This is a genomic window from Pseudomonas sp. LTJR-52 (assembly GCF_003691465.1).
In the GTDB taxonomy this organism is placed as follows: Bacteria; Pseudomonadota; Gammaproteobacteria; order Pseudomonadales; family Pseudomonadaceae; genus Chryseomonas; species Chryseomonas luteola.
This window is the reverse complement of record NZ_CP033105.1, coordinates 429,989-454,699: the sequence shown is the minus strand read 5'-3', so window position 1 is coordinate 454,699 and position 24,711 is coordinate 429,989. Positions and strand designations below refer to the sequence as shown.

Sequence of the window (24,711 nt, the reverse complement as noted above, 5' to 3'; positions counted from 1 at the left end):
CACGTCGGAGGACCGCACGTGGCTTGTATATGCAGACCGGTATGTAGACCGGCCTCAGGGGCCACTGAGTATACCGTAAAGCCAGACCGGACAAAGGGGTTGAACGACCTTTTATAGCGACGGGTTATTTCATGTCTGGCTGCCTGTCCAGAGGCACTTCATGCAGTCGTCCCGGCGCCTGCTTCGAGCTTGCGCCATAACAGCCTCACCGCTGCCTTGCGCACGAGCGAGCAGCGATACAGGCGAATCTCCAGTGGAATCTGCCATTGCTCACCGCCACAGGGTACTAGCTCTCCCCGGGAGAGCTCGGCGGTCACACTCAGATGCGGAACCCAGGCAATGCCCAGCCCCTGTAAGGCCATGCTCTTGAGGCTATCGGCCATGGCCGTCTCGTAGACAGTGGTATAGCGCAGCTTGCGCTGACGTAGCAGCAAATTGACCGAGCGCCCGAGAAAGGCCCCGGCACTATAGGCAAGCAAGGGAAAGTTCTGCCCACTCTCCAGGTCGTACAACGGCGAGCCATCTTCCCGGGCTGCACACACGGGCAGCATTGAGGTCAGCGCCAGATGAATAGAAGGGAAGATCTCCGGATCCATCTGCAAGGCGGCGTCGGGATCGTAAAAAGCCATCATGAGATCGCAGCCGCCTTCCCTCAAGGCATGAACCGCTTCGCCGACGTTGGTGGCAATCAGACGACTCGCAATGTTGAGCCCTTCGCTTCGCAGACGAGCAATCCATCCCGGAAAGAACCCCAGCGCCAGGGAGTGTGCCGCCGCAAATTGCAGCACCTCGCCCTGCCCGCCTTCCAAGTGATGAAGGTGGCGGATCACTTCGCCAAGCTGCTCCACCACACTGCGCGCGGTGACCAGAAAGAGCTGTCCGGACTCGGTCAGCGATACTGGTGTACGCGATCGGTCAATCAGGGTCAGCCCCAGGCTTTGCTCCAGGCTGCGAATGCGTCGGCTGAACGCAGGTTGAGTCACGAAGCGGCGTTCGGCTGCCTGGGAAAAACTATGGGTAGCAGCCAGGGCAATAAAGTCTTCAAGCCATTTCAGTTCAAGGTTCATGGTCATACTCGAGGGGATGGATACGTCTGCCGATCCTGACGCGTCACATCACATCATATGCAATTTCGGCATAGGGTGCGCCGATACAGCATTGGTCAGCGTCTGGCTGGAAGCCTTATTGTATAACGCATCAGGCTTTTGCCACCCACCGGGAAGTGATCCCCTATCATGTCCGAATCTGCATTATCTCGCCTCGAAAAAGATCTGCTTGGTACCCTCGAAGTCCCCGCTGAAGCCTATTACGGCATTCAGACGCTGCGTGCGGTCAACAACTTCCGCCTCTCCGGCGTTACGCTGTCTCACTACCCCAAGCTGGTCGTTGCACTGGCGATGGTGAAGCAGGCCGCTGCCGAGGCGAACTATCGCCTGGGCTATCTGCCGGGAGACAAGTACGAAGCCATCGTGATGGCCTGTACCAAGATCATCAACGGCGAATACCACGAACAGTTCGTGGTGGACATGATTCAGGGTGGCGCGGGTACGTCCACCAATATGAATGCCAACGAGGTTATCGCCAACGTGGCGCTGGAAATCCTCGGCCATGGCAAGGGTGAGTACAAATACCTGCATCCGAATAATGATGTAAACATGGCGCAGTCCACCAACGATGCCTACCCAACAGCGATTCGCCTGGGTTTGCTGCTGGGCCATGACACCCTGCTTTCCAGCCTGGAGAGCCTGATCGAGTCGCTGTCAGGCAAGGCGGTGGAATTTGCCAGTGTTCTGAAGATGGGTCGTACCCAGCTTCAGGACGCTGTACCGATGACCCTCGGCCAGGAGTTCCGTGCCTTCGCTACTACGCTGGGCGAGGATCTGGGCAAATTGAAAACCATAGCGCCGGACCTGTTGACCGAAGTAAACCTGGGTGGTACGGCTATCGGTACCGGCATTAATGCGGACCCTGGTTATCAAACCCTGGCCGTGCGCAGCCTGGCTGAAATCAGTGGCCAACCGCTCAAGCCTGCCGCCGATCTGATCGAGGCCACCTCCGACATGGGTGCCTTCGTACTGTTCTCCGGCATGCTCAAACGCCTGGCGGTCAAGCTGTCCAAGATTTGCAACGACTTGCGCCTGCTCTCTAGCGGCCCGCGTACCGGCATCAACGAGATCAATCTGCCAGCCCGCCAGCCAGGCAGTTCGATCATGCCGGGTAAAGTGAATCCCGTTATTCCAGAAGCCGTTAATCAGGTCGCCTTCGAGGTGATCGGCAATGATCTGGCGCTGACTCTGGCAGCCGAAGGCGGACAGCTTCAGCTTAACGTGATGGAGCCCTTGATCGCCTACAAGATCTTTGACTCGATCCGCCTGCTCAAGCGTGCCATGGACATGCTGCGCGAGCACTGCATTGATGGCATCACGGCTAACGTCGACCGCTGCCGCGAGCTGGTGGAGCATTCCATTGGCCTGGTCACGGCGCTCAACCCGTACATCGGCTACGAAAACTCGACCCGTATTGCGCGTATGGCGCTGGAAACCGGCCGTGGTGTGCTGGAGCTGGTCCGAGAAGAAAACCTGCTCGACGAGATGACCCTAGCTGACATTCTGCGCCCGGAAAACATGATCGCTCCGCGCCTGGCGCCGAAAAAACTCAACGCTTAACCGGCGCTCCTCACACCCCCTCGTGAGGAGCTTTGAGCGGGTGCCCTCGGGTGCCCGCTTTTTTTTGAAGCTCTCTAAATCAGGCTTATCAGCCACATACGTTATCAAAGGCAGGTGTTTTACCGCTTGCCCGTTGCAACAAGCAGCACTGTTTCAATAGATCCTTTGAGGCAGTTAGATTTGATCTCTTCTGCTCTCTTCTGGATGATACGCGCGCTAACCTTGCCGCCTGCCGTGTTTCCGGCTCGCACACCTTGCGATTTAGGGGTTCTGTCATACCCTTGGGTTGGCACTGAAGGCAGCGGATATCCCATTGATGGCTTACCGCTCGCCCACATAATGCCTTGGCCAGGAATTATCCGGAGCCCAGGTGCTTCCATTACTACAATTAGGCGAAAGCACTCATGCTTGATCTCCTGAATGACTTTCTTTGGGGCAAACTGCTCATTGTCGGCCTGATTGGCCTGGGTATTGTCTTTACCTTGTTTTCGGGCTTTGTGCAGTTCCGCTATTTAGGCAGCATGTTCGGTATCCTTGGTGAAGCCTTTCAACGAAAACCCGGACAACTGAGCTCCTTCCAGGCGCTGATGCTTAGCGTGGCGGGCCGTGTAGGTGCCGGTAACATTGCAGGGGTTGCGGTTGCCGTTACGCTGGGTGGTCCAGGGGCGGTCTTCTGGATGTGGGTAGTAGCTCTGCTAGGCATGGCTACAAGCTATTTCGAATGTGCATTGGCCCAGCTGTACAAGCGTAGCGATGGCAACGGCCTGTACCGGGGCGGCCCTGCCTTCTATATTCAGCATGGCTTGAAGCAGCGCTGGCTGGGTATCCTGTTTTCGATCCTGCTGTTGGTGACGTTTGGTCTGGGCTTCAGCGCGCTGCAGTCCTATACGATCGCCTCCTCGCTCTCCGACTCGCTGGGCCTGCCTACACTAGTTACTGGACTGGCCTTCACGGCAGTAATAACCCTGATCATCTTTGGTGGCGTGGTACGGATCGCCAAGGTAGCCGACATTCTGGTACCGGTAATGGCGCTGTCTTACATAGCCATTGCGCTGGGTGTAATCGTTCTGCACATTGATCGTGTTCCCGAGGCGTTGACCCTGATCGTACGCAGTGCTTTTGGTCTTGAACCTGCGTTTGCCGGTGGCCTGGGTGCAGCGCTGATGATGGGCGTCAAGCGTGGCCTGTTCTCCAACGAGGCGGGTCTGGGTAGTGCTCCAAACGTGGCTGCCGTAGCGGAAGTTTCCCACCCGGCAGCCCAGGGCGTTGTGCAGTCCTTCAGCGTATTCATTGATACCCTGATCATCTGTACCTCCACCGCACTCATCATCCTGCTGTCTGGCGTCTATGAGCCGGGCGCCGATATCCCCGGTGTTGTTCTGACCCAGACGGCACTGGCCGCGACGGTTGGCGAGTGGGGCCGTGTCTTCATCAGTATCGCCCTGTTGCTGTTCGCCTTTACAACGATCATCTACAACTATTATCTGGGTGAGAATGCCTTGAGCTTCTTCACCAAAAGCCGCGTGGCGCTGATGATCTATCGGGTTCTGGTGGTGGCGCTGGTGATCTGGGGCTCACAACAAGACCTGACTACCGTGTTCGGCTTTGCCGACCTCACCATGGGCTTGCTGGCAGTGGTCAACCTGATCTCCCTGGCATTCCTGTTCAAGGTGGGTCTGCGCATCATGCGTGACTATGACCGTCAGATCCGGGCAGGAAACAAGGTTCCAACATTCGACCCCAAAGGCTTTGCCGATCTGGATCTTGATCCGGCGGTCTGGAAAGCCTCTGCCTCGGCCAAGGACATGACAAAGCCATGATTCAAACCGGTCACTCACAACGCCTGATGGTGCTTTATACCGGCGGCACCATCGGTATGCAGGCCACCGAAAACGGTTTGGCGCCGGCCTCAGGCTTTGAGGCACGCATGCGTGCCTTTCTGGCCCAGGCGCCTGAGCGGGCGTTACCGGAGTGGCAATTCCGGGAGGTGCTGCCTCTGATGGACAGCGCCAACATGACGCCAACCTATTGGCTAGCGCTCAGTGCAGCTATAGTCGAGGCAGCCGAACAGGGCTACACCGGCGTACTGGTGCTGCATGGAACCGATACGCTGGCCTACACCGCGGCGGCAATGAGTTTTCACCTGCTGGGGCTCGATATTCCTGTTGTACTGACAGGCTCGATGCTTCCGGCTGGCGTACCGGACAGCGACGCCTGGGAAAACCTGGACGGTGCCCTGCAGACGCTTGCAGACGGTGCCCCCCAGGGCGTGCACGTTTACTTTCACGGCGAGCTGTTACATGCGGCCCGCTGCAGCAAGATTCGCAGCTTTGGCCGTCATCCATTCAAGACACTCGCGCGCCAGCGGCTGGCCCAACCACGTCAGGCTGTACCCGCCGAGCTAAAGGCAGGCCAAGCCAGACAGGTTGCCCAAGTAGCGGTTCTACCGCTGTTTCCGGGCGTCTCGGCTCAGCACGTATCTGCCCTTGTAGGTACCGGCGTGCAGGGCCTGGTGCTCGAATGCTATGGCAGCGGAACAGGTCCCAGCGACAATGACGCCTTCCTGACCAGCCTGAGCGAAGCGTCTGCCAAGGGCGTTGTACTGCTTGCCGTCACGCAGTGCCACGAAGGGGGCGTCGAACTCGATGTCTACGAGGCAGGCAACAAGCTGCGTGCCTGCGGCGTTGTGTCGGGTGGCGGCATGACACGCGAGGCGGCTGTCGCCAAACTGCAGGTGCTGATTGGCTCGGGCTTAGCGCCTGAACAGGTCAACCACTGGCTGCAGCAGGATCTCTGCGGCGAGCTTGGCGAATAAGCCATACGAAAAAGGGCCCCAAAGGGCCCTTTTTTTACACCTACCGCTTAGCAACCGGTCAGCTGAGTAACAGGACGTTCACCCGGGAAGAACACCGGACGAATACGGACCCCTACGCTGTTGCCGATAAAGGCTGCGACCAGCCACAGCCAGCCATGCAGACTGCCGGAGGCGATACCACTAAAATACGCCCCGATGTTGCAACCGTAGGCCAGACGTGCGCCATAGCCCAGGAGCAGACCCCCTATCATGGCGGCTACCAGCGAGCGCGTCGGAATCTTCAGACTGGGCGCGAAGCGTCCAGCCAGACCCGCGGCAATCAGTGCCCCCAGGATAATACCAAAATTCATCACACTGGTAACATCGAACCAGACAGGCTGGCTCAGGGCCTTGGCATTAGCTGGCAACTGCCAGAAGTCCCAGCTGGCAACATCGATACCTAGCAGCTGAGCGCCTTTGGCACCCCAGACCGCAAAGGCTGACGTGATCCCCCACGGACGACCCGCCAGGGCCAGCGTACAGAAGTTCAGGATCGCCAAGGCAATAGCGCCCCAGACCAGCGGCCACGGCCCGCGCAGAAAACGCGCTGCGCCTTGATGCTCATTGGGTACCGTCGCTTCCAGACTGCCATAGCGACGGCGCTCCAGACGCACAGTCATCCAGGCAATAAAGGCAAACAGCGCCAGGCTGACTGCAATACCCGGCACAACGCCCAGGCTGGTCACCAGGGAGATCTTGGGCAATGAAGGCAACGCGAACCACCAGCCCAGATGATGCGTAGCGATAACGGAGCCAATCACGAAGAACAGCAGCGTTACCAGCATACGTGCATTACCACCTCCCACCGTGAACAGGGTTCCAGATGCACAGCCGCCGCCTAACTGCATACCGATGCCAAAAATGAAGGCACCAACTACAACGGAAGTGCCCGCAGGCGATACCAGGCCGGTAACCGGCTGGCCAAACAGCGTACCGGCACCCAGGGCCGGGAAAAACAGCACAACGGCAATGGCCAGCATGAGCATCTGGGCACGCAGGCCCGCGCCACGCCGGTCACGAATGAACACCCGCCAGGCAGACGTGAATCCGAAAGCGGCATGATAAAGCGTCAGCCCCAGTGCACCGCCCAGGATGAACAGCAAGGCTTGCCGTCCGCTGACAGCCATATCCAAAAACACAGCCCCCAGAACCACCAGCCCCAGCGCCACTACTGGCGTGGTGATCTGGCGAGGCGCCGTGGACGTAATAGAAAGGCTCATTGAGAATCCTCGACATCATTAAGCCTGACTATTTTAGTCAAGAATTAGCGCGATACCAATATCTAAATGTCATATCCACCATTAAGACGGCTATTAGTCCGCTGGTCCGGTGAAGATTACAGGATGTGAACTATTTCGCTAAATTTGGTCTTTTGGTGATGGCAAAAAGCTACATCCCTAAAAGGCCAGGTGCTGCTCATTTATGAGCTCTACCGTGACCTTCGCACTTTTAAACAGGTTCCGGCATGACCTTATCCAGCGATCTTGGCAAGCAAATCGAGATTGATATTGCTTATCCGTCTCGCGTGCTGATGTTTAGCGCCATGGTCGAGAATCAATACCAAGACGATATCCACAGGCGGCGCAAGCGACATATCTATCGGTCTCACGTAACGGCCTTCTTTGCCTACAACAGCTTTCTTTTCTGTGAATGGCTAATGTTGAAGGACATCTTCTTTCAAGCCGTTCTCTGGCACCTCTTCTGCGCCTCGCTGCCAACACTGGCCTGTCTTTTTACCCTGAAGAAAACGAATTCTTATCGACTCAGGGAGGTCTGTGCCTGGCTGCCCTGCCTTGCAGGATTTATCGCCGCGGTAGCCATTATCCTGTCGTCCTCGTCACCGGACAGAGCCTTGTGTCTGTTTTCACTCCCTTTGATCCTGATCTACGCTAATAACACCACGGCGTTGCCGTTCCGATACGCTTTGCCTTTTACGATACTGGTACTTCCAATCATCGTGGGCTGCGCCTTTACCGTGAACATGACCTTTCCCCAAGGGCTGTTTGCTACCTGCATTGCTCTGGTCACCGGTGCCTTTTCCCTACTGGCCAATTTCTGGCTGGAGCGCTCGGAGCGGTATTCCTATCTGCTTAATCTCAGGGAAAAACTGCGTGTTCAGAGTCTTTCCAGTACGAACCGTACCCTGCAGACGCTTTCAGATACCGACTCGCTGACCGGTATCGCCAACCGCCGCTATTTCGTCGCACAACTGGATGATCTGTGGAATCGGTACGAAGCAGGCGGTGCGCCTTTCTCCCTGCTAATCCTGGACGTTGACCACTTCAAGCGCTTCAACGACCTGTATGGGCATCCGGCCGGCGATAACTGCCTGCAGTGCATTGTTTCTGCCTTGCGTGAGCAGCTGCGTGAGGTCGATCTGCTGGCCCGGTATGGAGGTGAGGAATTCGCCGTTCTCCTGCCTAACTGCACCCTGGAACAGGCCCATATCACGGCCGAGCGCCTGCGGGCCGCCATTGAAACATTGGGCATTCCTCATCAGGCCCGGGGCGACGAGCTGCTGATTGTCTCTATCAGCATTGGCGCAGCGTGCAGCGATCAGGAATCACCCCAGCCAGATGACCAATCGCAATTGATCGAATTTGCCGACCGCGCGCTTTATCGGGCCAAACGGCTCGGGCGCAATCAGATTGCATTGGCCAGCCGAGCGGACAGCCAATTGTTCGAGACGCCTGATGGCCTGCCCGAATTGAAGCCGGCCGACCTGCGTCGCGCCCTGGATGAGGGTCGGCTGTACATGCAGTACCACTCGATCCATGACTGCTCGAGCACTGAAGTCGTCGGCTATGAGGCCCTGCTCCGCTGGGATGACCCGGCCCGGGGTCTGATATCCCCCAACTTTTTCATCCCTCTGGCCGAGCGAAGCGGATTCATCCTGGAGCTGGGCGAGTGGGCCCTGCGTACCGCCTGCCATCAGGCCGTTCAATGGCCAAAGGCCTATTCTCTTTCGGTAAATGTCTCGCCGCTGCAATTCGCCGATCCAAATTTCGCCGCGCGGGTAGCCGAGGTCTTGAGAGAAACCAAGCTGGCGCCTTCACGCCTGATCCTTGAGTTGACCGAAGGTGTTCCCTTGAACATCACCCCACAGGTCCGTGAGACGTTCGCCACCTTGCAAGCGTCCGGTATCCGCCTATCGCTGGATGACTACTGCACTGGGCATTCCAATATCGCCTATCTGCTTGCGCTACCGTTCAATACCGTAAAGATCGATTCTTCCATTATTCAGGTGGAAGATGCCGATAAGCGCCGGGCCCTGCTCAAGTCTCTGGTCGACATGAGCCGCGCGTTTGGTGCCAGGATCATTGCTGAGGGTATCGAGACCCAGGAGCACCTGGATCTCTTGTGTGAGCTGGGGTGCGATCTGGCCCAGGGCTTTTTCCTGGCAGAACCCCTCCTGCCGGAAGCTCTGGCACATCAACACACCCGTTGGACGGCAGAGCGGGCCGCTTTTTAAGCGCTAACAGCTCTGCCGTTGGCTCAAGCCTCGATCTCGACCAGAACCTCGCCTGGATTGACGCGATCGCCTTTCGCCACGTGTACAGCCTTGACGGTTCCGTTGATAGAGGCCTGGATCTCGGTCTCCATTTTCATCGCCTCGGTGATGAGTACCGACTGACCCGCCTTGACCACATCACCTTCCTTGACCAATACATCGACAATATTACCCGGCATGGTCGTACTGACATCCCCTGGCGCGCTGGCCTGACGGCGCTTGCCATCACCGCCTGAAACGTAGCTATTGAGCGGCTCGAAGACCACCTCTTCCGGCATACCATCAATGGACAGATAAAAGTGCCGCTTGCCCTCGCTCTTCAGACCGATACCTGTGATATCCACCCGATAGCTTTCACCGTGTACATCAATCACGAATTCAGTCGGCACGCCTTCACGCGCCAAAGGCGTACCGCTTCCATCCGGGATGGGCAGAAGCTCTTCAGGCTGCAAGGTTCCGGCTGCACGCGCCTCCAGAAACTTGCGTCCGATATCCGGGAACATGGCAAACGTCAGGACATCTTCCTCGCACCGGGCAAACTCTCCTGCCTCTCGGCGCAGGTTATCGAGTTCCGGCTTGAGCAAGTCGGCTGGACGCACCTCGATCACTTCCTCATTACCAATGGCTCGCTTGCGCAGCAGCTCGCAGACCTTGCCGGGTGCCTTGCCGTAACGGCCCTGCAAATACAGTTTCACTTCATTGGTGATGGTCTTGTAGCGCTCTCCCGCTAGGACATTGAAAAAGGCCTGGGTACCAACGATCTGTGATGTCGGCGTCACCAGCGGTGGATAACCCAGCTCGGCGCGTACACGGGGAATTTCTGCCAGCACCTCGCCCATGCGATTGAGTGCACCCTGCTCGCGCAGCTGGTTGGCCAGGTTGGAGATCATCCCGCCCGGCACCTGATTGACCTGTACGCGCGTATCCACTCCCGTAAATTCGCTTTCAAACTGGTGATACTTCTTGCGAACGGCATGGAAGTACAGGCCGATCTCCTGCAACAGCTCAAGGTCCAGCCCCGTGTCATAGGGCGTTCCACGCAACGCGGCAACCATGGATTCGGTCCCTGGATGGCTGGTCCCCCACGCCAGGCTGGAAATAGCGGTATCGATATGATCCGCTCCGTTTTCCACCGCCTTGAGCTGGCACATGGCAGCTACACCGGCCGTGTCATGGGAGTGGATAAACACCGGCAAATCCAATGCCTCTTTTAATGCCTTTACCAGCTCCCCCGTGGCGTAGGGTGTAAGCAACCCGGCCATGTCCTTGATCGCAATGGAGTCCACGCCCATGCCCGCCATGGTCCGGCCCATCTCGACGAACGCCTCGACGGTATGCACCGGGCTGGTTGTATAAGCAATGGTGCCTTGGGCGTGCTTGCCACTTTTCTTGACAGCCTTGATAGCCGTTTCCAGATTGCGCACATCGTTCATGGCATCGAAAATCCGGAAGACGTCGATTCCGTTTTCCGCCGCCTTGGCCACAAAGGCCTCGACCACATCGTCGCTATAGTGGCGATAACCCAACAGGTTCTGGCCCCGCAGCAGCATTTGCAGACGAGTGTTGGGCAAGGCGGCCCGCAGCGTGCGCAAACGCTCCCACGGGTCTTCTTTCAGAAACCGCACACAGGCATCGAACGTCGCACCGCCCCAGACTTCCAGTGACCAATACCCGACCCGATCCAGCTTGTCACAGATGGGCAGCATGTCTTCCGTACGCATGCGCGTTGCCAGCAGGGATTGGTGTGCGTCACGCAACACGGTGTCGGTAACAAAGATCTTTTTGGACATTCTTGTTTTCCTCACAGGCCCGCATGGGCGGCAATGGCGGCCGCGATGACCAGGGCCAGTTGCTCGGGGTTACGCTTGATCGAGTACTGCGTCAGCTCCGGATGGCTTTCCACAAAGCTCGTATTGAATTGGCCGCTACGAAATTCCGGGTTGCGCAGAATCGCTTCGTAATAAGGTGCTGTGGTCTTTACGCCCTGCACTCGCATGTCGTCCAGCGCCCGTAGGCCCCGCTCCAGTGCCTCTTCCCAGGTCAGCGCCCAGACAATCAGCTTCAAGCACATGGAGTCGTAGAACGGTGGGATCACATAGCCGGTATAGATGGCGGTATCCGTGCGCACCCCAGGGCCACCAGGTGCGTAATAGCGGGTGATCTTGCCAAAGCTGGGTAGAAAGTTGTTTTTAGGGTCTTCCGCATTGATACGAAACTGCAGGGCAAATCCACGATGGATGATGTCCTCCTGCTTGACCGACAGCGGTTGTCCAGCGGCAATCCGGATCTGCTCGCGAACGATATCGATCCCTGTAATTTCCTCGGTGATCGTATGTTCGACCTGAACCCGGGTGTTCATCTCCATGAAATACACTTCGCCTTCTGCGAGCAGGAACTCCACCGTACCGGCATTCTCGTATCTGACCGCCTTGGCAGCGCGTACCGCCAGATCGCCAATATAGGCACGCTGCTCAGGTGTCAGCTGCGGGCTGGGGGCAATCTCGATGAGCTTCTGGTTGCGACGCTGGATCGAGCAGTCCCGTTCGAACAGGTGAACGGTATTGCCCAGGCTGTCCGCCAGAATCTGAGCTTCGATATGCTTGGGATTGACGATGCACTTCTCGAGAAATACTTCAGCACTACCAAACGCCTTGGTTGCCTCGGAAATGACGCGGGGATAGGCCTGCTCCAGCTCCTCACGGCTATTACAGCGTCGGATACCACGACCGCCACCACCAGACGTGGCCTTGAGCATCACCGGATAGCCGATGCGCTCTGCTTCGATCAGTGCCTCATCCAGATCGGCTACGTTTCCTTCGGTACCGGGGGTACAGGGCACGCCTGCTGCAATCATGCTGCGACGCGCCTCGGTCTTGTCTCCCATCCGCCGAATCACGTCGGCGCTGGGCCCGATGAACTTGATGCCTCGTTGCGCGCAGATCTCTGCCAGCTCGGCATTCTCGGATAAGAAGCCATATCCCGGATGTAACGCATCACACCCGGTCTCAACTGCCAGGTTCACGAGCTTGCGAGGGTTCAGATAGCCTTCGAGCGGATCGCTGCCGATGCTATGTGCTTCATCGGCCCGTTTTACATGCAGCGCATGGCGGTCAGCCTCTGAATAGATGGCTACCGAGCGAATACCCATTTCGGCACACGCACGCACGATACGCACTGCGATTTCGCCACGATTGGCGATGAGGATTTTCTTGATCACACGCCGGCCTCTTGAGCGAGATAAGGAGCCCTTTGGGCATTTGTTCTTGTTCGCTCACAAACCTAGACGGCAATAAGGATTATGGAAAATCAATAATTATTAGCGTATCTATAAGGTATTACTTATAGATCAACGATGAGGCCGGCTCAGCCATGCGTAAACCTTTGATGCGTATCACCTTACGCCAGCTGCAAGTGTTTGAGGCCGTATGCGAGACACGCTCCTACAGCCGTGCAGCTGACGTCATGGCCCTAACGCAACCGGCCGTCAGCCTGCAGATTCGCCAGCTGGAAGAGCTGCTCGGACAACCACTGTTTGAATACAGTGGCAGAACCCTTTACCTGACCGAAGCCGCCGATGCCTTGCTGCGCGCCGGACAGGATATCTTTGGACGCCTCAACAGTCTCGATATGCAGCTCTCCAATCTCCTGGGCTCGCTTCACGGACAACTCCGTCTGGGGGTAGAAACCAGCGCGCAATACCTGGCGCCCCATCTGTTCGCTGCCTTCAAGCAGCAGCACCCGGAGGTCAGTGTTCATCTCTGCGTGGGCAACCACGATCACATGCTCAGACGGCTGTCTGAAAACCGTGACGAAATCATGATCATGTCTCTGGTACCGTCAGACCGAGACCTAGAGTTTCTTCCCTTTCTCAACAACGAGATTGTTGCAGTGGCCGCTCCGGAACATCCTGTCAGCCAAACCGGCAGCCTTACCTTGAAGGATCTGAGCGATTGTCCGCTGCTAGTACGAGAGTCGGGCTCCGGCACCCGTCAGGCGTGTGACGAGTACTTCAAGCAAAAGCGAGCCCACTTTTCAGACGTGCAAGAACTGACCTCGCTGGAAGCCATACGGGAAGGTGTCATTGCCGGATTGGGTATTGCACTGCTTCCACGACTGGCTGTTCACCGAGAGCTTAAAGCTGGCATACTGTGCGAGCTATCGGTACAGGAGCTTCCACTTTGCCGCAGCTGGTGCGTGGTTCATCCGCGCAGCAAACGCCTGTCTCCTGTGGCACAGGCGTTTTTTAACTTCATTCGGGAAGAACGGAGTCGAATCGCCGCGCTAGCCGAACGAATCAGTGCGCTGAGAGCTGAGCGCTCATAGCGACCGAAGCAGAAAATAGTTCGGGATAATCCGTTAACTCCTGCTCCAGACGTAACTGCTCGTTGCGATCCTCAATGGCACGTCGAAAGGCCATTCGGCGTTGATCCGCCAGTTTACGGCGAGTTTTGGCGTCGAGAAAATCGCTGTCCATAGACATGGCCATACCGTATCTCCCAAGCAAAGGTGGAGCCTTTAGCCTGCTCAGGAAAGATGACGGTTTGGCGAAGCCTTGGTGAAGCTTAAGGGACAGCCGAAGAGCTGCACCTGATCATCAATGCGAGTCGCGCTCGTCCTGATGTTTGATGCTCTTGGGTGATAACCGCAGGCTTCGCAGACTGCGCTTGACACCTTTGAGGTGGTTGACCAGCGTCGGGCCTCGGGACATCGCCACCCCCATCGCCAGCACATCGATAATGACCAGGTGTGCAATACGTGATGTCAGCGGCGTATAGATCTCAGTATCTTCCGGCACATCAATCGTCAGGCTGACATTGGCTAACTCTGCTAAAGGCGTCTGGCTTGGGCAGATCGTGATCAGCTTGGCCCCACTGTCCCGGACCAAGTTGGCCGTGATCAACAGGTCTTTCGAGCGTCCCGACTGGGAAATACAGATCGCCGCGTCATCTGGCGTCAGGGTTGCTGCCGACATCGCCTGCATGTGGGGATCAGAATAGGCAAACGCACTGAGCAAAAGACGGAAGAACTTGTGCTGGGCATCCGTCGCCACGGCGCCGGAAGCGCCAAAGCCATAGAACATTACCCGCTTGGCCTTGGAAATCTCTTCGATAGCCTGCTCGAGCGCCTGCATGTCCAAGCGCTCGCGGATATCCATCAGCGTGTGCAGCGTGGTATCGAAAATCTTCAGGCTGAAATCGACAACCGAGTCGTTCTCATGGATGGCGAACTGTCCAAAGCTCGCCCCTGAAGCCAGACTTTGGGCCAGACGCAGCTTCAAGTCCTGAAAACCATCGCACCCAATAGCACGGCAGAACCGCACGATAGTTGGCTCACTAACCCCTACCTCATGAGCAAGGTCCGCCATCGAACTGTGCATGACAGCCGCAGGATCCAGCATGACGTGCTCAGCCACCTTGAGCTCAGACTTGCGCAATAAATGGCGCGACTGGGCGATATGTTGCATCAGGTTCACAAGCGGCACTCGACTAGCAGAGGTGGAAAAGGCATGTAGTGGTACGTCTTTATACTACATCGACGCCAGGTCATTCATTCACTTAGTATTTCGCGTAATGGACATCTTTGCACTGAAGCCATAAGACAACCCGTCTACAGCGCAACTTTTGGCACACCCTCACCCGTTCACATCCTCGAAAAAAGCACAGACAAGGCGAGTTCACTCGCTTCTAGCGTAGTGCGCAAGATTTCTGCCTTAATGCGCAAAAAGCTGCGCACCTTTATGTGACAGCTGTCGCAAAGCTCATGCGGCACGCACTTCATTAAATCATAACTACTTGATTAATAAAGAATTTATTTTATTGGCACAGGGTTTGTAATAGGTATGGCTCCCGGGCCAAGGGCCCACTATTCAGGCAAGGAGAGCATCATGCCAACACCCGCGTATCTGTCCCTCGAAGGCACCAAGCAAGGTCTGATCACTGCAGGCACCTTCACGGAAGACTCCGTCGGCAACATCTTCCAGGAAGGCCATGAAGACCAGATTCTGGTTCAGGCTTTCAATCACCAGGTCATCATCCCACGCGATCCGCAGTCCGGTCAGCCGACTGGTCAGCGTGTACACAAGCCGCTGATGATCACCAAGGTCTTCGACAAGTCCTCTCCGCTGATCTTCAACGCACTGACCTCCGGCGAGCGCCTGAGCAAGTGCCGCCTGGAGTGGTACCGCACTTCTGCTACTGGTACTCAGGAACACTACTTCACCATCGAGCTGGAAGACGCCATCATCGTTGACGTGCAGTCCCGCATGCCGAACTGCCAGGACCCGAACATGGCTCATTTCACTCACCTGGAAGACGTGTACTTCACGTACCGCAAGATCGTCTGGACTCACGAAGTATCCGGCACTTCCGGCTCCGACGACTGGCGCTCCCCGATCTCCGCTTAATTTCGCGGCGATCCGTCAGACAGGTGTGAATCGGTGTCGGCTTCTGATCCCCTCCAGAAGCCGATTGGTCAGAAACAGACCCGATTCACTGCCTGCTAACCGATTGAGGTGGCACAATGAGTCAAGCGCCATGATGTCTGGCATTGGCTCATTCCATGCTAGTACGGTTAGCCTTTTCGGCCAGGTTTCCTGGCCGAAATTGTTTTTGCGACGACCATCTGGAGGAACACGGAATGTTCAACCCAGCGAATACGACTCACTTTTCGCTATCCATTCACGGATCGACCTCAGATGGGGTCACGCCTGATTTCCAAGTCCTGAGTTTTACGGGGCAGGAGTCGATCAGCCAGCCCTTTCGCTTTGACCTCGAACTGGTCAGCGAACGCCCCGACCTCGACCTTGAAGCCCTGCTGCATCAGCGCGCCTTTCTGGCCTTCTCGCCCAGCGGTAACGGCGTCCATGGTCAGCTCTACCAGATCGGCCAGGGCGATGCCGGCAAGCGCCTCACCCGCTATCACGTCGTGCTGGTGCCGCGTCTGACTTACCTTGCGCACCGTACCAACCAGCGCATCTTCCAGAAGCTCACCGTCCCGCAGATCATCGCCCAGGTGCTCGAAGACCACGGCATCCTGGCGGACGCCTACCGTTTCCAGCTGGGGCCAACGGTCTATCCGCCTCGCGAGTATTGCGTCCAATACGATGAGACCGACCTGCACTTCATTCAGCGGCTCTGCGAAGAGGAAGGCCTGCACTACCACTTCGAGCATACCCCGGATAACCACGTCCTGGTGTTTGGCGATGACCAGACCGGCTTTCCCAAGCTCACACCACCGACTGCTTATGTACAGGGCTCGGGGCTTGTAGCAGACGAGCCGGTAGTCAAGCGCTTTGGCGTACGCCTGGAAACCCGTACCGCCCGTGTCTCGCGTCGCGACTATGACTTCGAGCAACCGCGACTGCGCATGGAGGCCGCCTACAAGAGCGAGGCCAAGCCCGACCTGGAAGACTATGACTACCCGGGTCGCTTTACCGATCGCACCCGCGGTAAGCATCTCGCCCAGCGCGCCCTTGAACGTCACCGCAGCGACTATCAGCTGGCCGAAGGTGAAAGCGATCAACCCCAGCTGGTGACCGGCCACTTTTTGGAACTGTCCGAGCATCCCCGCCGTGACTGGAACCAGCTCTGGCTACTCACCGGCCTCTGGCATGAAGGCAAGCAGCCCCAGGTGCTGGAAGAGTCGGTTACCAGCGATGTGGACAAGCACGACGGCTTTACCCAGGGCTACCGCAACCGCTTCACAGCGACGCCCTGGGACGTACCCTTCCGTCCTGCGCTTGAGCATCCCAAGCCCAAGATCCTGGGCAGCCAGACCGCTGTGGTCACTGGACCCAAGGGCGAAGAGATCCATTGCGATGAGTACGGTCGGGTCAAGGTGCAGTTTCATTGGGACCGTGCAGGCCAGGCCAACGAGCAGACCAGCTGTTGGCTGCGCGTCTCGTCCAGCTGGGCGGGCGATCGCTACGGCGGCATCGCCATTCCTCGCATCGGCATGGAAGTACTGGTCACGTTTTTAGAGGGCGACCCGGACCAGCCCCTGGTCACGGGCTGCCTGTTCCACATGGAACATCAGGTGCCGTATGACCTGCCAGCCAACAAGACCCGCAGCGTTTTTAAGACCCTGAGCACACCCGGCGGTGGTGGCTATAACGAGCTGCGTATCGAGGACAAGAAAGGTCAGGAACAGATCTACATTCATGCCCAGCGGGACTGGGACGAGAACGTCGAGCACGACCAGAAGATCCGCGTAGGGCATGAGCGACACGACATTGTCGAGGCGAACAGCTATACGGAATACAAGGCTGAGGAGCATCGCACCACGGATGCGGACCGCAAGGTTGAGGTCAAGACCAACGACCACCTCACCATCGGGCAGAACCAGCATATCAAGATCGGTACGGGTCAGTTCGTCAGTGCGGGACAGGAAATCCACTTATCCAGTGGCTTGAAAGTTGTCCTGGAAGCTGGCAGCGAGCTTACGTTCAAGGCCGGCGGCAGCTTCATCAAACTGGACGCCAGCGGCATCACCATCGTCGGCCCAACGGTTCGTATCAATTCTGGCGGCAATGCTGGCAGCGGAACCGGTGCCGCTCCTCTGCTGCCGGGCCCTGTAAAGCCAGCCGACGCAGACAAGGCAGGTGCCCTGCTAACACCTGCACAGATCAATACCTTCAAGCGTAACGCACCCTTCTGCGAAGAATGCGAAAAGTGCAAGGAGGGGTTCTGTGCGTTCTGATAATTTGCTTACCCCTAAGGAGTGGTTGGCTCAACAGTCAACTGATAACTCATCCCTTTATGTCGTGATGAGTAACACCAGCGATGCCAATCCACTGAAGGCCTATTACGAAGCTCGTGAAGCTTTTGTCCCTTTGCCCATTTGGGAAGGTACCCCCTACGCTGACTGGCAGCCGGTGATGCCCTACCTAGGTAGGCTCAGTCTAAACAGTACATTTCTGGATTGGGCCGCTCAGGAAAAATATAAAGACTGGGGATGGCTAGCCCTATCCACGCATGAGCCAGCGGCTATCGTCGAACACCTCAAGAGTCTGACCAAAGTCTTTATGCCAGACGGTAGCGAAGTGTTTTTCCGCTTTTGGGATGGACGGCATCTGATCCCTGTGATTCAGACCCTGAATCAGCAGTTCTCTACCATATTACCTTGCTTCGATCAGTACTGGGTTAATCAATTCAACGCCAGCATAACCCCAAGTACTTACCAAATCGCTCGAACATACCCTTGGTGGAACGTGCCCCAGACGGTACTTGATGCATTGCATGAAAACGATGCCTCAACGCTGATCGATAACCTGATGCAGCACATTCAAGAAAATCACCCAGACATTTACTTCAAATTCCCAGAAATCAATCTTTTACAAAAGATCAAACGCTTTGTTCAGCGCCAGGAAACAGACATGGACGATACGGCGCAACTTATCGCTCAACTTGAAAAGGATGCTTCGCTATGATTCCTCGGCTCGGCTCGTTCTCGTTTATTGGTTTGGGTGCCGAGTCACCTGATGCAAGCAAAGTAATCTCTGAATTCAAGAGCTGCTTGGGCACCTATAAAGAGCTGGCAGAAAGCCTCTGGACCGGTTGGGCATTGGATGCCGATCAAACGTTCAAGATTGGCGATGAGTTAAGCATTAGCAAAGACAAGGATTACACCTCCCCTGTTACGAACTACGCAACGTGCCCGCTGAATGGAGAGTTCACGTTAGTTCATGCTTTTGAAGCCGCCCGCTTTGTTCCCATTGGCAATACACCCGTACGGCTGGAACCTGTCACGAGAGCCTGGAACGGAGATGAAGTTACAGGACCCGTCATTAATGATGAAATCGGCCCAAGCGGCATAAAAGTCATTTCTGGCTGCAAACGTGGACAGCTCTATCGCATTACGTTTTTCCCGAATGTAACAAAGGCTCAGGTAGAAGCCCTATATAGCTCTTATCAAGGCGTTATTCAAAAGCTTGCTGCATGGCTTCAAAGCGAATGGACCAATCAATTCCAACCTTTATGGAGCACCTATCAAAGCGCTAACTCGGGACAACGTTTAAAACTTCAACTGGAGGCTGCCCTAGAGGGCTTTGAGCATGCACTGCTCTCGCTCTGGGACGACATAAAGTCACTTTTTCAATTAATTGCTCATCCTTATGAGAATGCTAAAAAGCTCGCTAAATACCTGAGTTCAGACGAGCTGAAAAAGCTCTATACCGCCTCCAAGGAATCGCTAAGTACAGCCTTACTGATCGCTAGTGATGAGCCACTGATGTTTATTTACGTGGCGGCAATTGTTAGCTGGGTCAAGCTGTTACCGCCTCAGACATGTGTTGAAGTACTCGCTCAATTTACCGGCGAGCTTTTAATCAATATTGTCGTCGGGATTATTTTGAGCGGCGGTGCGGGGCTCGCAATCCGCGTTGGCACCAAAGCTTTGGAAACACTCAAGTCTGGTCAAGCGACGGCTTTAATCAGCAAGCTTGCCGATACGTTAATCAACGCAAGTCAATCCCATGCACTGTCTGTACATGCAGACACCTTAAAGCCTTTAGCGGCCCATGGTGAAATCAGCGAGGCGAATACAGCCCGTAAAATCAACGCCAAGGTGGCGCCTGCAAGCAAACGCCCTACCCCAGCCGATACGCCGAGCCAAACGATTGAAAATGCCTCGACAACAAGCCGAAATAAAACGCGGCGTCAAACGCGTCTGTCTCGTGAAGAAAAGGTTGATGACGTCTCCAAGCCGGCTAAGGATCCTAACGACAAACCTTCGCAGGAATGCGCCAAAACCTGCACTAACGGCTGTCCGGTTTCCATGGTTACAGGTGAGGAATTGCTTACCCTGACCGATGGAGAGCTGGATGGGGTGCTCGCCTTTCCCTGGTCTCGCCTCTATCGCACCAGTGCTGTCGAGTACAATGTTGGCTTGGGCTATGGATGGAGCCATAGTCTGGCCCACCGGCTAGACATTCAGGGCGACACGGTTATCTGGACAGACCATGAGAATCGCCGCACCGAGTTTCCGCTACCAAGCCAGCAACGCCCTGCCATTACGAACCGGCTTTCCGCTGCAGCGATCTATCTTGGTGAGGACCCAAGCGAGCTGGTTCTTGCGCAGGCGGGCGTAACGCCTCACTTTTATCACTTCCGTCGGATAGGTCAAAGCGCGCGTCTTATTTCGATAAGCGACTCATACAACAACGTCTTACGTATTTCTCGCGATGCGAGAGACCGTATTGTTCGCCTAACGAACACTGCGGGTCGCGCGCTGCGCTTCACGTATGAGCACGCTCATATCGTAGCGGTTGATTATCAAGTCTACCGCCCTGCCGATAATGAAGAAGCGAGTTGGCATACCGTCCAAACCCTGGCCACCTATGGGTATAACGCCCAAGGCCAGCTCTTGTCTGCTACAAACGCGGCAAGTGAAAGCGAGCATTATCGCTACAACGATCAGCACGTTATCCAAGAGCGCCAACTGGCGGGCGGAGCGACGTTCTTCTGGGAATGGGAAGGCGAAGGAAAACAGTCCCGTTGCGTCCATCACTGGGCCAATTTTGCCCAAATGGATACGCGTTACGTCTGGCAGGACAACGGTACCGTTACCGTTCATAACTCAGACGGCAGCCAGCAGGTCTACCAACATGATGAAAACGCTCGCCTCGTCCAACAGATAGACCCGGACGGCGCCAAGCATCACAAGGTATACGATGAAAAAGGCCAGCTGATTGCCGAGAAAGATCCGCTAGGCGCTATCACTGAATACCTGCATGACGAGGCGGGTCATCTCATTGCTGTCATTCCGCCTGAAGATGAGCCTACCTATTACGAATACCATAAAGGCTTCGTACGCATGGTCAGCCGAGGCAAGGCTGTCTGGAAATATCGGCGTAATACCCAAGGTGATATTACCGCTCAGACGGATCCGGACGGCAACACCACTCACTACCACTATGACAGCCGAGGCAACCTGCTCAGTATTCAACATCCTGATGATAGCCGTCATGAACTCACCTGGAATCCCCAAGGCCAGCTGATAGAAGAGTTGCTACCCGACGGTGGCAAGCGCCGCTATCGGTACGATGCGCTTGGCCGCCAAATCACTCGACAGGACGAATCAGGCGCTGTTACTCAGTATCAATGGGACGCCGTTGGCCGACTCAGTCAGGTTACGCTGCCGGGCGGTGGGACGCGCGCGTTTACCTACAATGCATACGGCAAAATAACAGCCGAGCGGGATGAGTTGGGACGCGTTACCCGCTACGAATACGCGGACAACCTGCACCTCGTCAGTCGCCGAATCAACCCTGATGGCAGCCAGCTGTGTTATCGATACGACAATGCTCGCCTGTTACTGACAGAGATCGAGAACGAGCGCGGTGAGCACTACCAACTTGATTACTATCCCAACGGCCTGATACGAGAAGAAACCGGCTTTGATGGCCGTACAACAGCCTATGCCTACGACCTTAACGGCCATCTGATAGAAAAAACGGAATTCGGCGAAGACGGTAGCCAGCTGGTTACCTGCTACCAGCGTGACTCGGCTGGACGGTTACTCGTTAAAACCCTCCCTGACGACCAGAAAATCCATTACGCCTACGATGCCCTTGGCCGGCTGGTCAGTATAGATGACGGCCAATGGCCGCTCGCCTATGAGTACGATCTTCAGGATCGCCTTATTACCGAGCATCAAGGTTGGGCAACGTTCCGTTATCAATATGATGCCCTTGGGCAGCTCAGCCATTGCCGCTTACCCGATGGCAGCCTGCTTGATTACCGCTATCGTAATGGCGGCCTGCTAAGCGCTATTGACCTGAATGGTCAGCCACTAACGGCCCACCAATACCTACCGGGCGGACGTGAGCAATACCGCCAGCAAGGTGCACTGCTTAGTCATTATCACTATGACGAGCAAGGCCGCCTCCAAGCCCACCGCATCAGCCAACAGGAGCGCAGCGTCTATCAACGTCGCTATGCCTACGATGCCAACGGCAATCTCGCTGCGATCGAAGACTCCCGCAAGGGCAACAAGCACTTCCATTACGACCCGCTGGATCGACTGATAGCTGTTCGGGGCGATCTGCCAGAGAGCTTTGCCCACGATCCTGCCGGTAACCTGCTTAGCCAGAAGGGGCAGGAAGGCGCACGCCTCGCCAACGTCAAAGGCAACCGTCTGTTGATGCAAGGCGATAGCCACTACGATTACGACGCCTATGGCAATCTGACTCGTGAACGACGCGGCGCAGGTCAACGACTGGTCACTGAATACCGCTATGACAGCCAGCACCGCCTGATTGCAGCGACACTCCCTGACGGGCGAATCGCCGAGTACCGTTACGACGCCTTCGGCCGACGCATCGCCAAAACTGTTGATGGCCAAACTACCGAGTTTCTCTGGCAAGGCGAACGGCTAATCGCCGAAAGCGGGAAAAACCATTACCGTAGCTATATCTACGAGCCCGGCACGTTCCGCCCCTTGGCAATGCTGCACGGTGAAGGGCAAGCAGCCGAACCTTATTACTACCAGCTCGACCACCTCGGCACACCACAGGAGATAACCAGTACGGCAGGCTCTATCGTCTGGTCTGCCAAGTATCGCGCCTACGGAAATGTGGCCAAGCTAGAAGTCGCTGAACTGGAAAACCCCCTGCGTTTCCAGGGGCAATACTTTGACCAAGAAACCGGCCTGCACTACAACCGACACCGCTACTACAATCCTAATACGGGCCACTTCCTAACACCCGACCCGATCAAATTAGCGGGTGGGTTGAATAACTATCAGTATGTGCCCAACCCAACGGGGTGGGTGGATCCGCTGGGCTTAGCAAGTTGTAAACCAGAGTGCCCTGGGAATAAAAAAAACATCTCAAATCAGCAAAAAGATGAGACTAAGGCCCCCGATGTATCTCGCAATGGAGCTTTCAACCAAGCTAAAAGAGATGCAGGAATACCTAAAAATCAACAACCCGATATAATATTTGATTCAAGAACGGGTAGAGAGCAACAATATAAATATGAACCCTTGACAGGAAGGGATAAGGAGCCAGTTCTTGATAATTCAGGAAAACCAATTTTAACAAGGGTCTACCAATTCACAAGAGCTGATGGCAGTAAAGTATTAATACAAGAGCACTCACTCGGACATAAGTTTAACGACATTGATGGTAAGGGTGACCAACCTCCACATTTTAATCTGCGTCCAGAGCATAATCCACGGACTGGCAAGGTAAATGGTGCAGACGACCATTATTATTTTAAGGTAAAAACATGAAATATTGGAATGAGCTTGAAGGTAGTAAACTTTTCAATATGGTTTTTAGCAAAAATATACCAATAGGCGAGCTTGAGCTATTTTCTATAAATATAGAAAATGACCAACCTAAGCTTGTATTTAGCTTTGATATACCTGAACTACCTGACTCCCCCCCTACAAAATGGGGTAAAAGCTTTAATAGGTGCAGACTTGGGCTGTACTGTCTATCGATCAAGGATTTATCTATAAGAAATCTTCCTTACCAAGGCAGATTTTTTATAGAAATTAGATTTTTAGAAGAAATCTTCACTGTGTCTTTATCAAATATTATGGACTCCTCTCCTAGCATTTATTTTAAATCAAAATACTTAAGCTTAAGTGGCCCTTCAGTTTATTTAAACGAGTTTTCTTTTCAAGAAACATATAATTAATTGTTTTCATGTTAAGCAAAAATCAATCAAAAAAACATGCTTTGATTTTATAAATTGATAAGCTATTGGAATAGTAATGCGCTCTGACTATCTTTACAATGAAGAGTTAGATGATCTATTTAGTTTCTTCACTTCCCATGCTGAAGAAATTAATCCAGATAAAATTCTTGATATTCTAGAGAAAATTAGATGTCTAAAAACAGTACCCATTAGAGCTATTCATCAACAATTCATGGAAATTAGAAAGTTTAATTCTTGCTATTTCTCGCTAACAACAAAAGAGAAAGAAATGTGGGATGATTTATTTCATTTTTGGGGATAGCTACATCTAAAGGACATGGATCTTTGCACAGCGGCACCAATTCCAATAGAAGAAATAAACAAACATTATTAATTTAAAATAATGAGATTAAATTTTTACCTGCACCTCTCTTGCATACCTCTGAAACTTCAACTTAAGTAAAGGCTTAGCTATAAGATCAATAACAGACTATCTCAGGTAAAACATTAAAGCCGGAAGCGAAAGAATCCATGATGATTTAGAAAAATAAAAACACCTATCTAACTTAAGCGCCATTGACCTGCTCTAATACAACCCTGACAAAAATTTATATATAATGCTTAAAGACCCTTTCCTAGACGAACCCTACATACCTGACATGAATTATTTCATAGGGGGTATCGAAATATATGATAGAGAAGAGACGTTAGGAGAGGAATTATGGAAATATGATCCAAATAAAGAATCTGATAGAGAAGAAATAATAAAAAAATATATTCTTGCCAGTTTGAGTTATCTTTCTTACAGGCATAAGTTTCTGCTTCTCGAGAAACTAGGAGAGCTATTAGCAAAGGAAGACCACGATTTTAGCTCTTATTTTGAATATTTAGAGGAAGAACATATAGCACTTGCCTGGTATGCAGATAAAATCGTCGATGCGAGAGGTTTCTTCTCAAACATCTATGAAATTGCTAAAATAGAGTGGAAGGAAGATCTTATAAAGGCAAAGTCTGAAGATCGCTCCACATGGTAGT

At 54.5% G+C, this 24,711-nt stretch carries 18 protein-coding genes; 12 read left to right on the top strand and 6 right to left on the bottom strand.

The genetic code is table 11. The features are described from left to right. Positions 1-158 precede the first annotated feature (158 nt). Positions 159-1,067 carry a LysR substrate-binding domain-containing protein gene (locus tag EAW52_RS02170; RefSeq protein WP_010796297.1) on the bottom strand — a complete coding sequence of 303 codons (909 nt, stop codon included), beginning with the start codon at positions 1,065-1,067 and terminating at the stop codon, positions 159-161. Positions 1,068-1,235: 168 nt separating this feature from the next. Here EAW52_RS02170 and aspA point away from each other — a divergent pair, with 168 nt between their 5' ends. From aspA to EAW52_RS02150, 3 genes are all read left to right on the top strand, one after another. After that, a complete protein-coding gene (gene aspA / locus EAW52_RS02165) occupies positions 1,236-2,666 on the top strand; it encodes an aspartate ammonia-lyase (RefSeq protein ID WP_122041245.1) in 1,431 nt (476 codons plus the stop codon). A gap of 404 nt (positions 2,667-3,070) precedes the next feature. Next, a complete protein-coding gene (locus EAW52_RS02155; RefSeq protein ID WP_122041244.1) occupies positions 3,071-4,486 on the top strand; it encodes a sodium:alanine symporter family protein in 1,416 nt (471 codons plus the stop codon). Beyond that, positions 4,483-5,481, top strand: coding sequence for an asparaginase (locus tag EAW52_RS02150; protein ID WP_122041243.1), 999 nt, complete (start codon positions 4,483-4,485; stop codon positions 5,479-5,481). The genes EAW52_RS02155 and EAW52_RS02150 overlap by 4 nt, the downstream gene beginning before the upstream one ends. A gap of 47 nt (positions 5,482-5,528) precedes the next feature. Here EAW52_RS02150 and EAW52_RS02145 read toward each other — a convergent pair whose 3' ends face one another. Continuing rightward, positions 5,529-6,740 (bottom strand): YeeE/YedE family protein, encoded by a 1,212-nt coding sequence (locus EAW52_RS02145; RefSeq protein WP_122041242.1) that lies wholly within the window; start codon positions 6,738-6,740, stop codon positions 5,529-5,531. A 245-nt stretch (positions 6,741-6,985) separates the two neighbouring features. Between EAW52_RS02145 and EAW52_RS02140 the strand changes: the two genes are divergently transcribed. After that, positions 6,986-8,992 carry a bifunctional diguanylate cyclase/phosphodiesterase gene (locus EAW52_RS02140; protein WP_122041241.1) on the top strand — a complete coding sequence of 669 codons (2,007 nt, stop codon included), beginning with the start codon at positions 6,986-6,988 and terminating at the stop codon, positions 8,990-8,992. A 23-nt stretch (positions 8,993-9,015) separates the two neighbouring features. Here EAW52_RS02140 and oadA read toward each other — a convergent pair whose 3' ends face one another. Next, positions 9,016-10,821 (bottom strand): sodium-extruding oxaloacetate decarboxylase subunit alpha, encoded by a 1,806-nt coding sequence (gene oadA, locus EAW52_RS02135; RefSeq protein WP_122041240.1) that lies wholly within the window; start codon positions 10,819-10,821, stop codon positions 9,016-9,018. 11 nt (positions 10,822-10,832) lie between these two features. Further along, positions 10,833-12,248 (bottom strand): acetyl-CoA carboxylase biotin carboxylase subunit, encoded by a 1,416-nt coding sequence (locus EAW52_RS02130; RefSeq protein WP_122041239.1) that lies wholly within the window; start codon positions 12,246-12,248, stop codon positions 10,833-10,835. Between the two features lie 152 nt (positions 12,249-12,400). Here EAW52_RS02130 and EAW52_RS02125 point away from each other — a divergent pair, with 152 nt between their 5' ends. After that, positions 12,401-13,354: a LysR family transcriptional regulator gene (locus EAW52_RS02125; RefSeq protein WP_122041238.1), complete on the top strand. Its 954-nt coding sequence runs from the start codon at positions 12,401-12,403 to the stop codon at positions 13,352-13,354. On the opposite strand, the gene EAW52_RS02120 is transcribed toward EAW52_RS02125, so the two are convergent. Together EAW52_RS02120 and hexR are read right to left on the bottom strand one after the other, a co-directional pair. Beyond that, positions 13,326-13,517: a PA3496 family putative envelope integrity protein gene (locus EAW52_RS02120; RefSeq protein ID WP_010796306.1), complete on the bottom strand. Its 192-nt coding sequence runs from the start codon at positions 13,515-13,517 to the stop codon at positions 13,326-13,328. The two genes, EAW52_RS02125 and EAW52_RS02120, sit on opposite strands and share 29 nt — an antisense overlap. Positions 13,518-13,625: 108 nt before the next feature. Continuing rightward, positions 13,626-14,504 (bottom strand): transcriptional regulator HexR, encoded by an 879-nt coding sequence (hexR, locus tag EAW52_RS02115; protein WP_026004183.1) that lies wholly within the window; start codon positions 14,502-14,504, stop codon positions 13,626-13,628. A 411-nt stretch (positions 14,505-14,915) separates the two neighbouring features. Here hexR and EAW52_RS02110 point away from each other — a divergent pair, with 411 nt between their 5' ends. The 7 genes from EAW52_RS02110 to EAW52_RS02080 all read left to right on the top strand — a co-directional run bounded on the left by EAW52_RS02110 (position 14,916) and on the right by EAW52_RS02080 (position 24,710). Next, positions 14,916-15,434 (top strand): Hcp family type VI secretion system effector, encoded by a 519-nt coding sequence (locus EAW52_RS02110; RefSeq protein ID WP_010796308.1) that lies wholly within the window; start codon positions 14,916-14,918, stop codon positions 15,432-15,434. 233 nt (positions 15,435-15,667) lie between these two features. Then, a complete protein-coding gene (gene tssI / locus EAW52_RS02105; RefSeq protein ID WP_122041237.1) occupies positions 15,668-17,728 on the top strand; it encodes a type VI secretion system tip protein TssI/VgrG in 2,061 nt (686 codons plus the stop codon). After that, entirely contained in the window at positions 17,718-18,458 is a 741-nt protein-coding gene (locus tag EAW52_RS02100) for a DUF4123 domain-containing protein (protein ID WP_122041236.1), read from the top strand. The genes tssI and EAW52_RS02100 overlap by 11 nt, the downstream gene beginning before the upstream one ends. After that, positions 18,455-23,263 (top strand): RHS repeat-associated core domain-containing protein, encoded by a 4,809-nt coding sequence (locus EAW52_RS26720; RefSeq protein ID WP_122041235.1) that lies wholly within the window; start codon positions 18,455-18,457, stop codon positions 23,261-23,263. The genes EAW52_RS02100 and EAW52_RS26720 overlap by 4 nt, the downstream gene beginning before the upstream one ends. Further along, a complete protein-coding gene (locus tag EAW52_RS02090) occupies positions 23,260-23,676 on the top strand; it encodes an Imm50 family immunity protein (protein WP_122041234.1) in 417 nt (138 codons plus the stop codon). The genes EAW52_RS26720 and EAW52_RS02090 overlap by 4 nt, the downstream gene beginning before the upstream one ends. A 76-nt stretch (positions 23,677-23,752) precedes the next feature. Beyond that, complete coding sequence (locus EAW52_RS02085) at positions 23,753-23,998, top strand: hypothetical protein (RefSeq protein ID WP_122041233.1); 246 nt, start codon at positions 23,753-23,755, stop codon at positions 23,996-23,998. 295 nt (positions 23,999-24,293) lie between these two features. Further along, entirely contained in the window at positions 24,294-24,710 is a 417-nt protein-coding gene (locus tag EAW52_RS02080; RefSeq protein WP_122041232.1) for a hypothetical protein, read from the top strand. Position 24,711: the final 1 nt, after the last annotated feature.

Bases quoted from the DNA above. Each gene is read 5' to 3' on its own strand.
- EAW52_RS02170 (WP_010796297.1), bottom strand. From the start codon at position 1,067: ATGAACCTTGAACTGAAATGGCTTGAAGACTTTATTGCCCTGGCTGCT.
- aspA (WP_122041245.1), top strand. From the start codon at position 1,236: ATGTCCGAATCTGCATTATCTCGCCTCGAAAAAGATCTGCTTGGTACC.
- EAW52_RS02155 (WP_122041244.1), top strand. From the start codon at position 3,071: ATGCTTGATCTCCTGAATGACTTTCTTTGGGGCAAACTGCTCATTGTC.
- EAW52_RS02150 (WP_122041243.1), top strand. From the start codon at position 4,483: ATGATTCAAACCGGTCACTCACAACGCCTGATGGTGCTTTATACCGGC.
- EAW52_RS02145 (WP_122041242.1), bottom strand. From the start codon at position 6,740: ATGAGCCTTTCTATTACGTCCACGGCGCCTCGCCAGATCACCACGCCA.
- EAW52_RS02140 (WP_122041241.1), top strand. From the start codon at position 6,986: ATGACCTTATCCAGCGATCTTGGCAAGCAAATCGAGATTGATATTGCT.
- oadA (WP_122041240.1), bottom strand. From the start codon at position 10,821: ATGTCCAAAAAGATCTTTGTTACCGACACCGTGTTGCGTGACGCACAC.
- EAW52_RS02125 (WP_122041238.1), top strand. From the start codon at position 12,401: ATGCGTAAACCTTTGATGCGTATCACCTTACGCCAGCTGCAAGTGTTT.
- EAW52_RS02120 (WP_010796306.1), bottom strand. From the start codon at position 13,517: ATGGCCATGTCTATGGACAGCGATTTTCTCGACGCCAAAACTCGCCGT.
- EAW52_RS02110 (WP_010796308.1), top strand. From the start codon at position 14,916: ATGCCAACACCCGCGTATCTGTCCCTCGAAGGCACCAAGCAAGGTCTG.
- tssI (WP_122041237.1), top strand. From the start codon at position 15,668: ATGTTCAACCCAGCGAATACGACTCACTTTTCGCTATCCATTCACGGA.
- EAW52_RS26720 (WP_122041235.1), top strand. From the start codon at position 18,455: ATGATTCCTCGGCTCGGCTCGTTCTCGTTTATTGGTTTGGGTGCCGAG.
- EAW52_RS02090 (WP_122041234.1), top strand. From the start codon at position 23,260: ATGAAATATTGGAATGAGCTTGAAGGTAGTAAACTTTTCAATATGGTT.
- EAW52_RS02085 (WP_122041233.1), top strand. From the start codon at position 23,753: ATGCGCTCTGACTATCTTTACAATGAAGAGTTAGATGATCTATTTAGT.
- EAW52_RS02080 (WP_122041232.1), top strand. From the start codon at position 24,294: ATGCTTAAAGACCCTTTCCTAGACGAACCCTACATACCTGACATGAAT.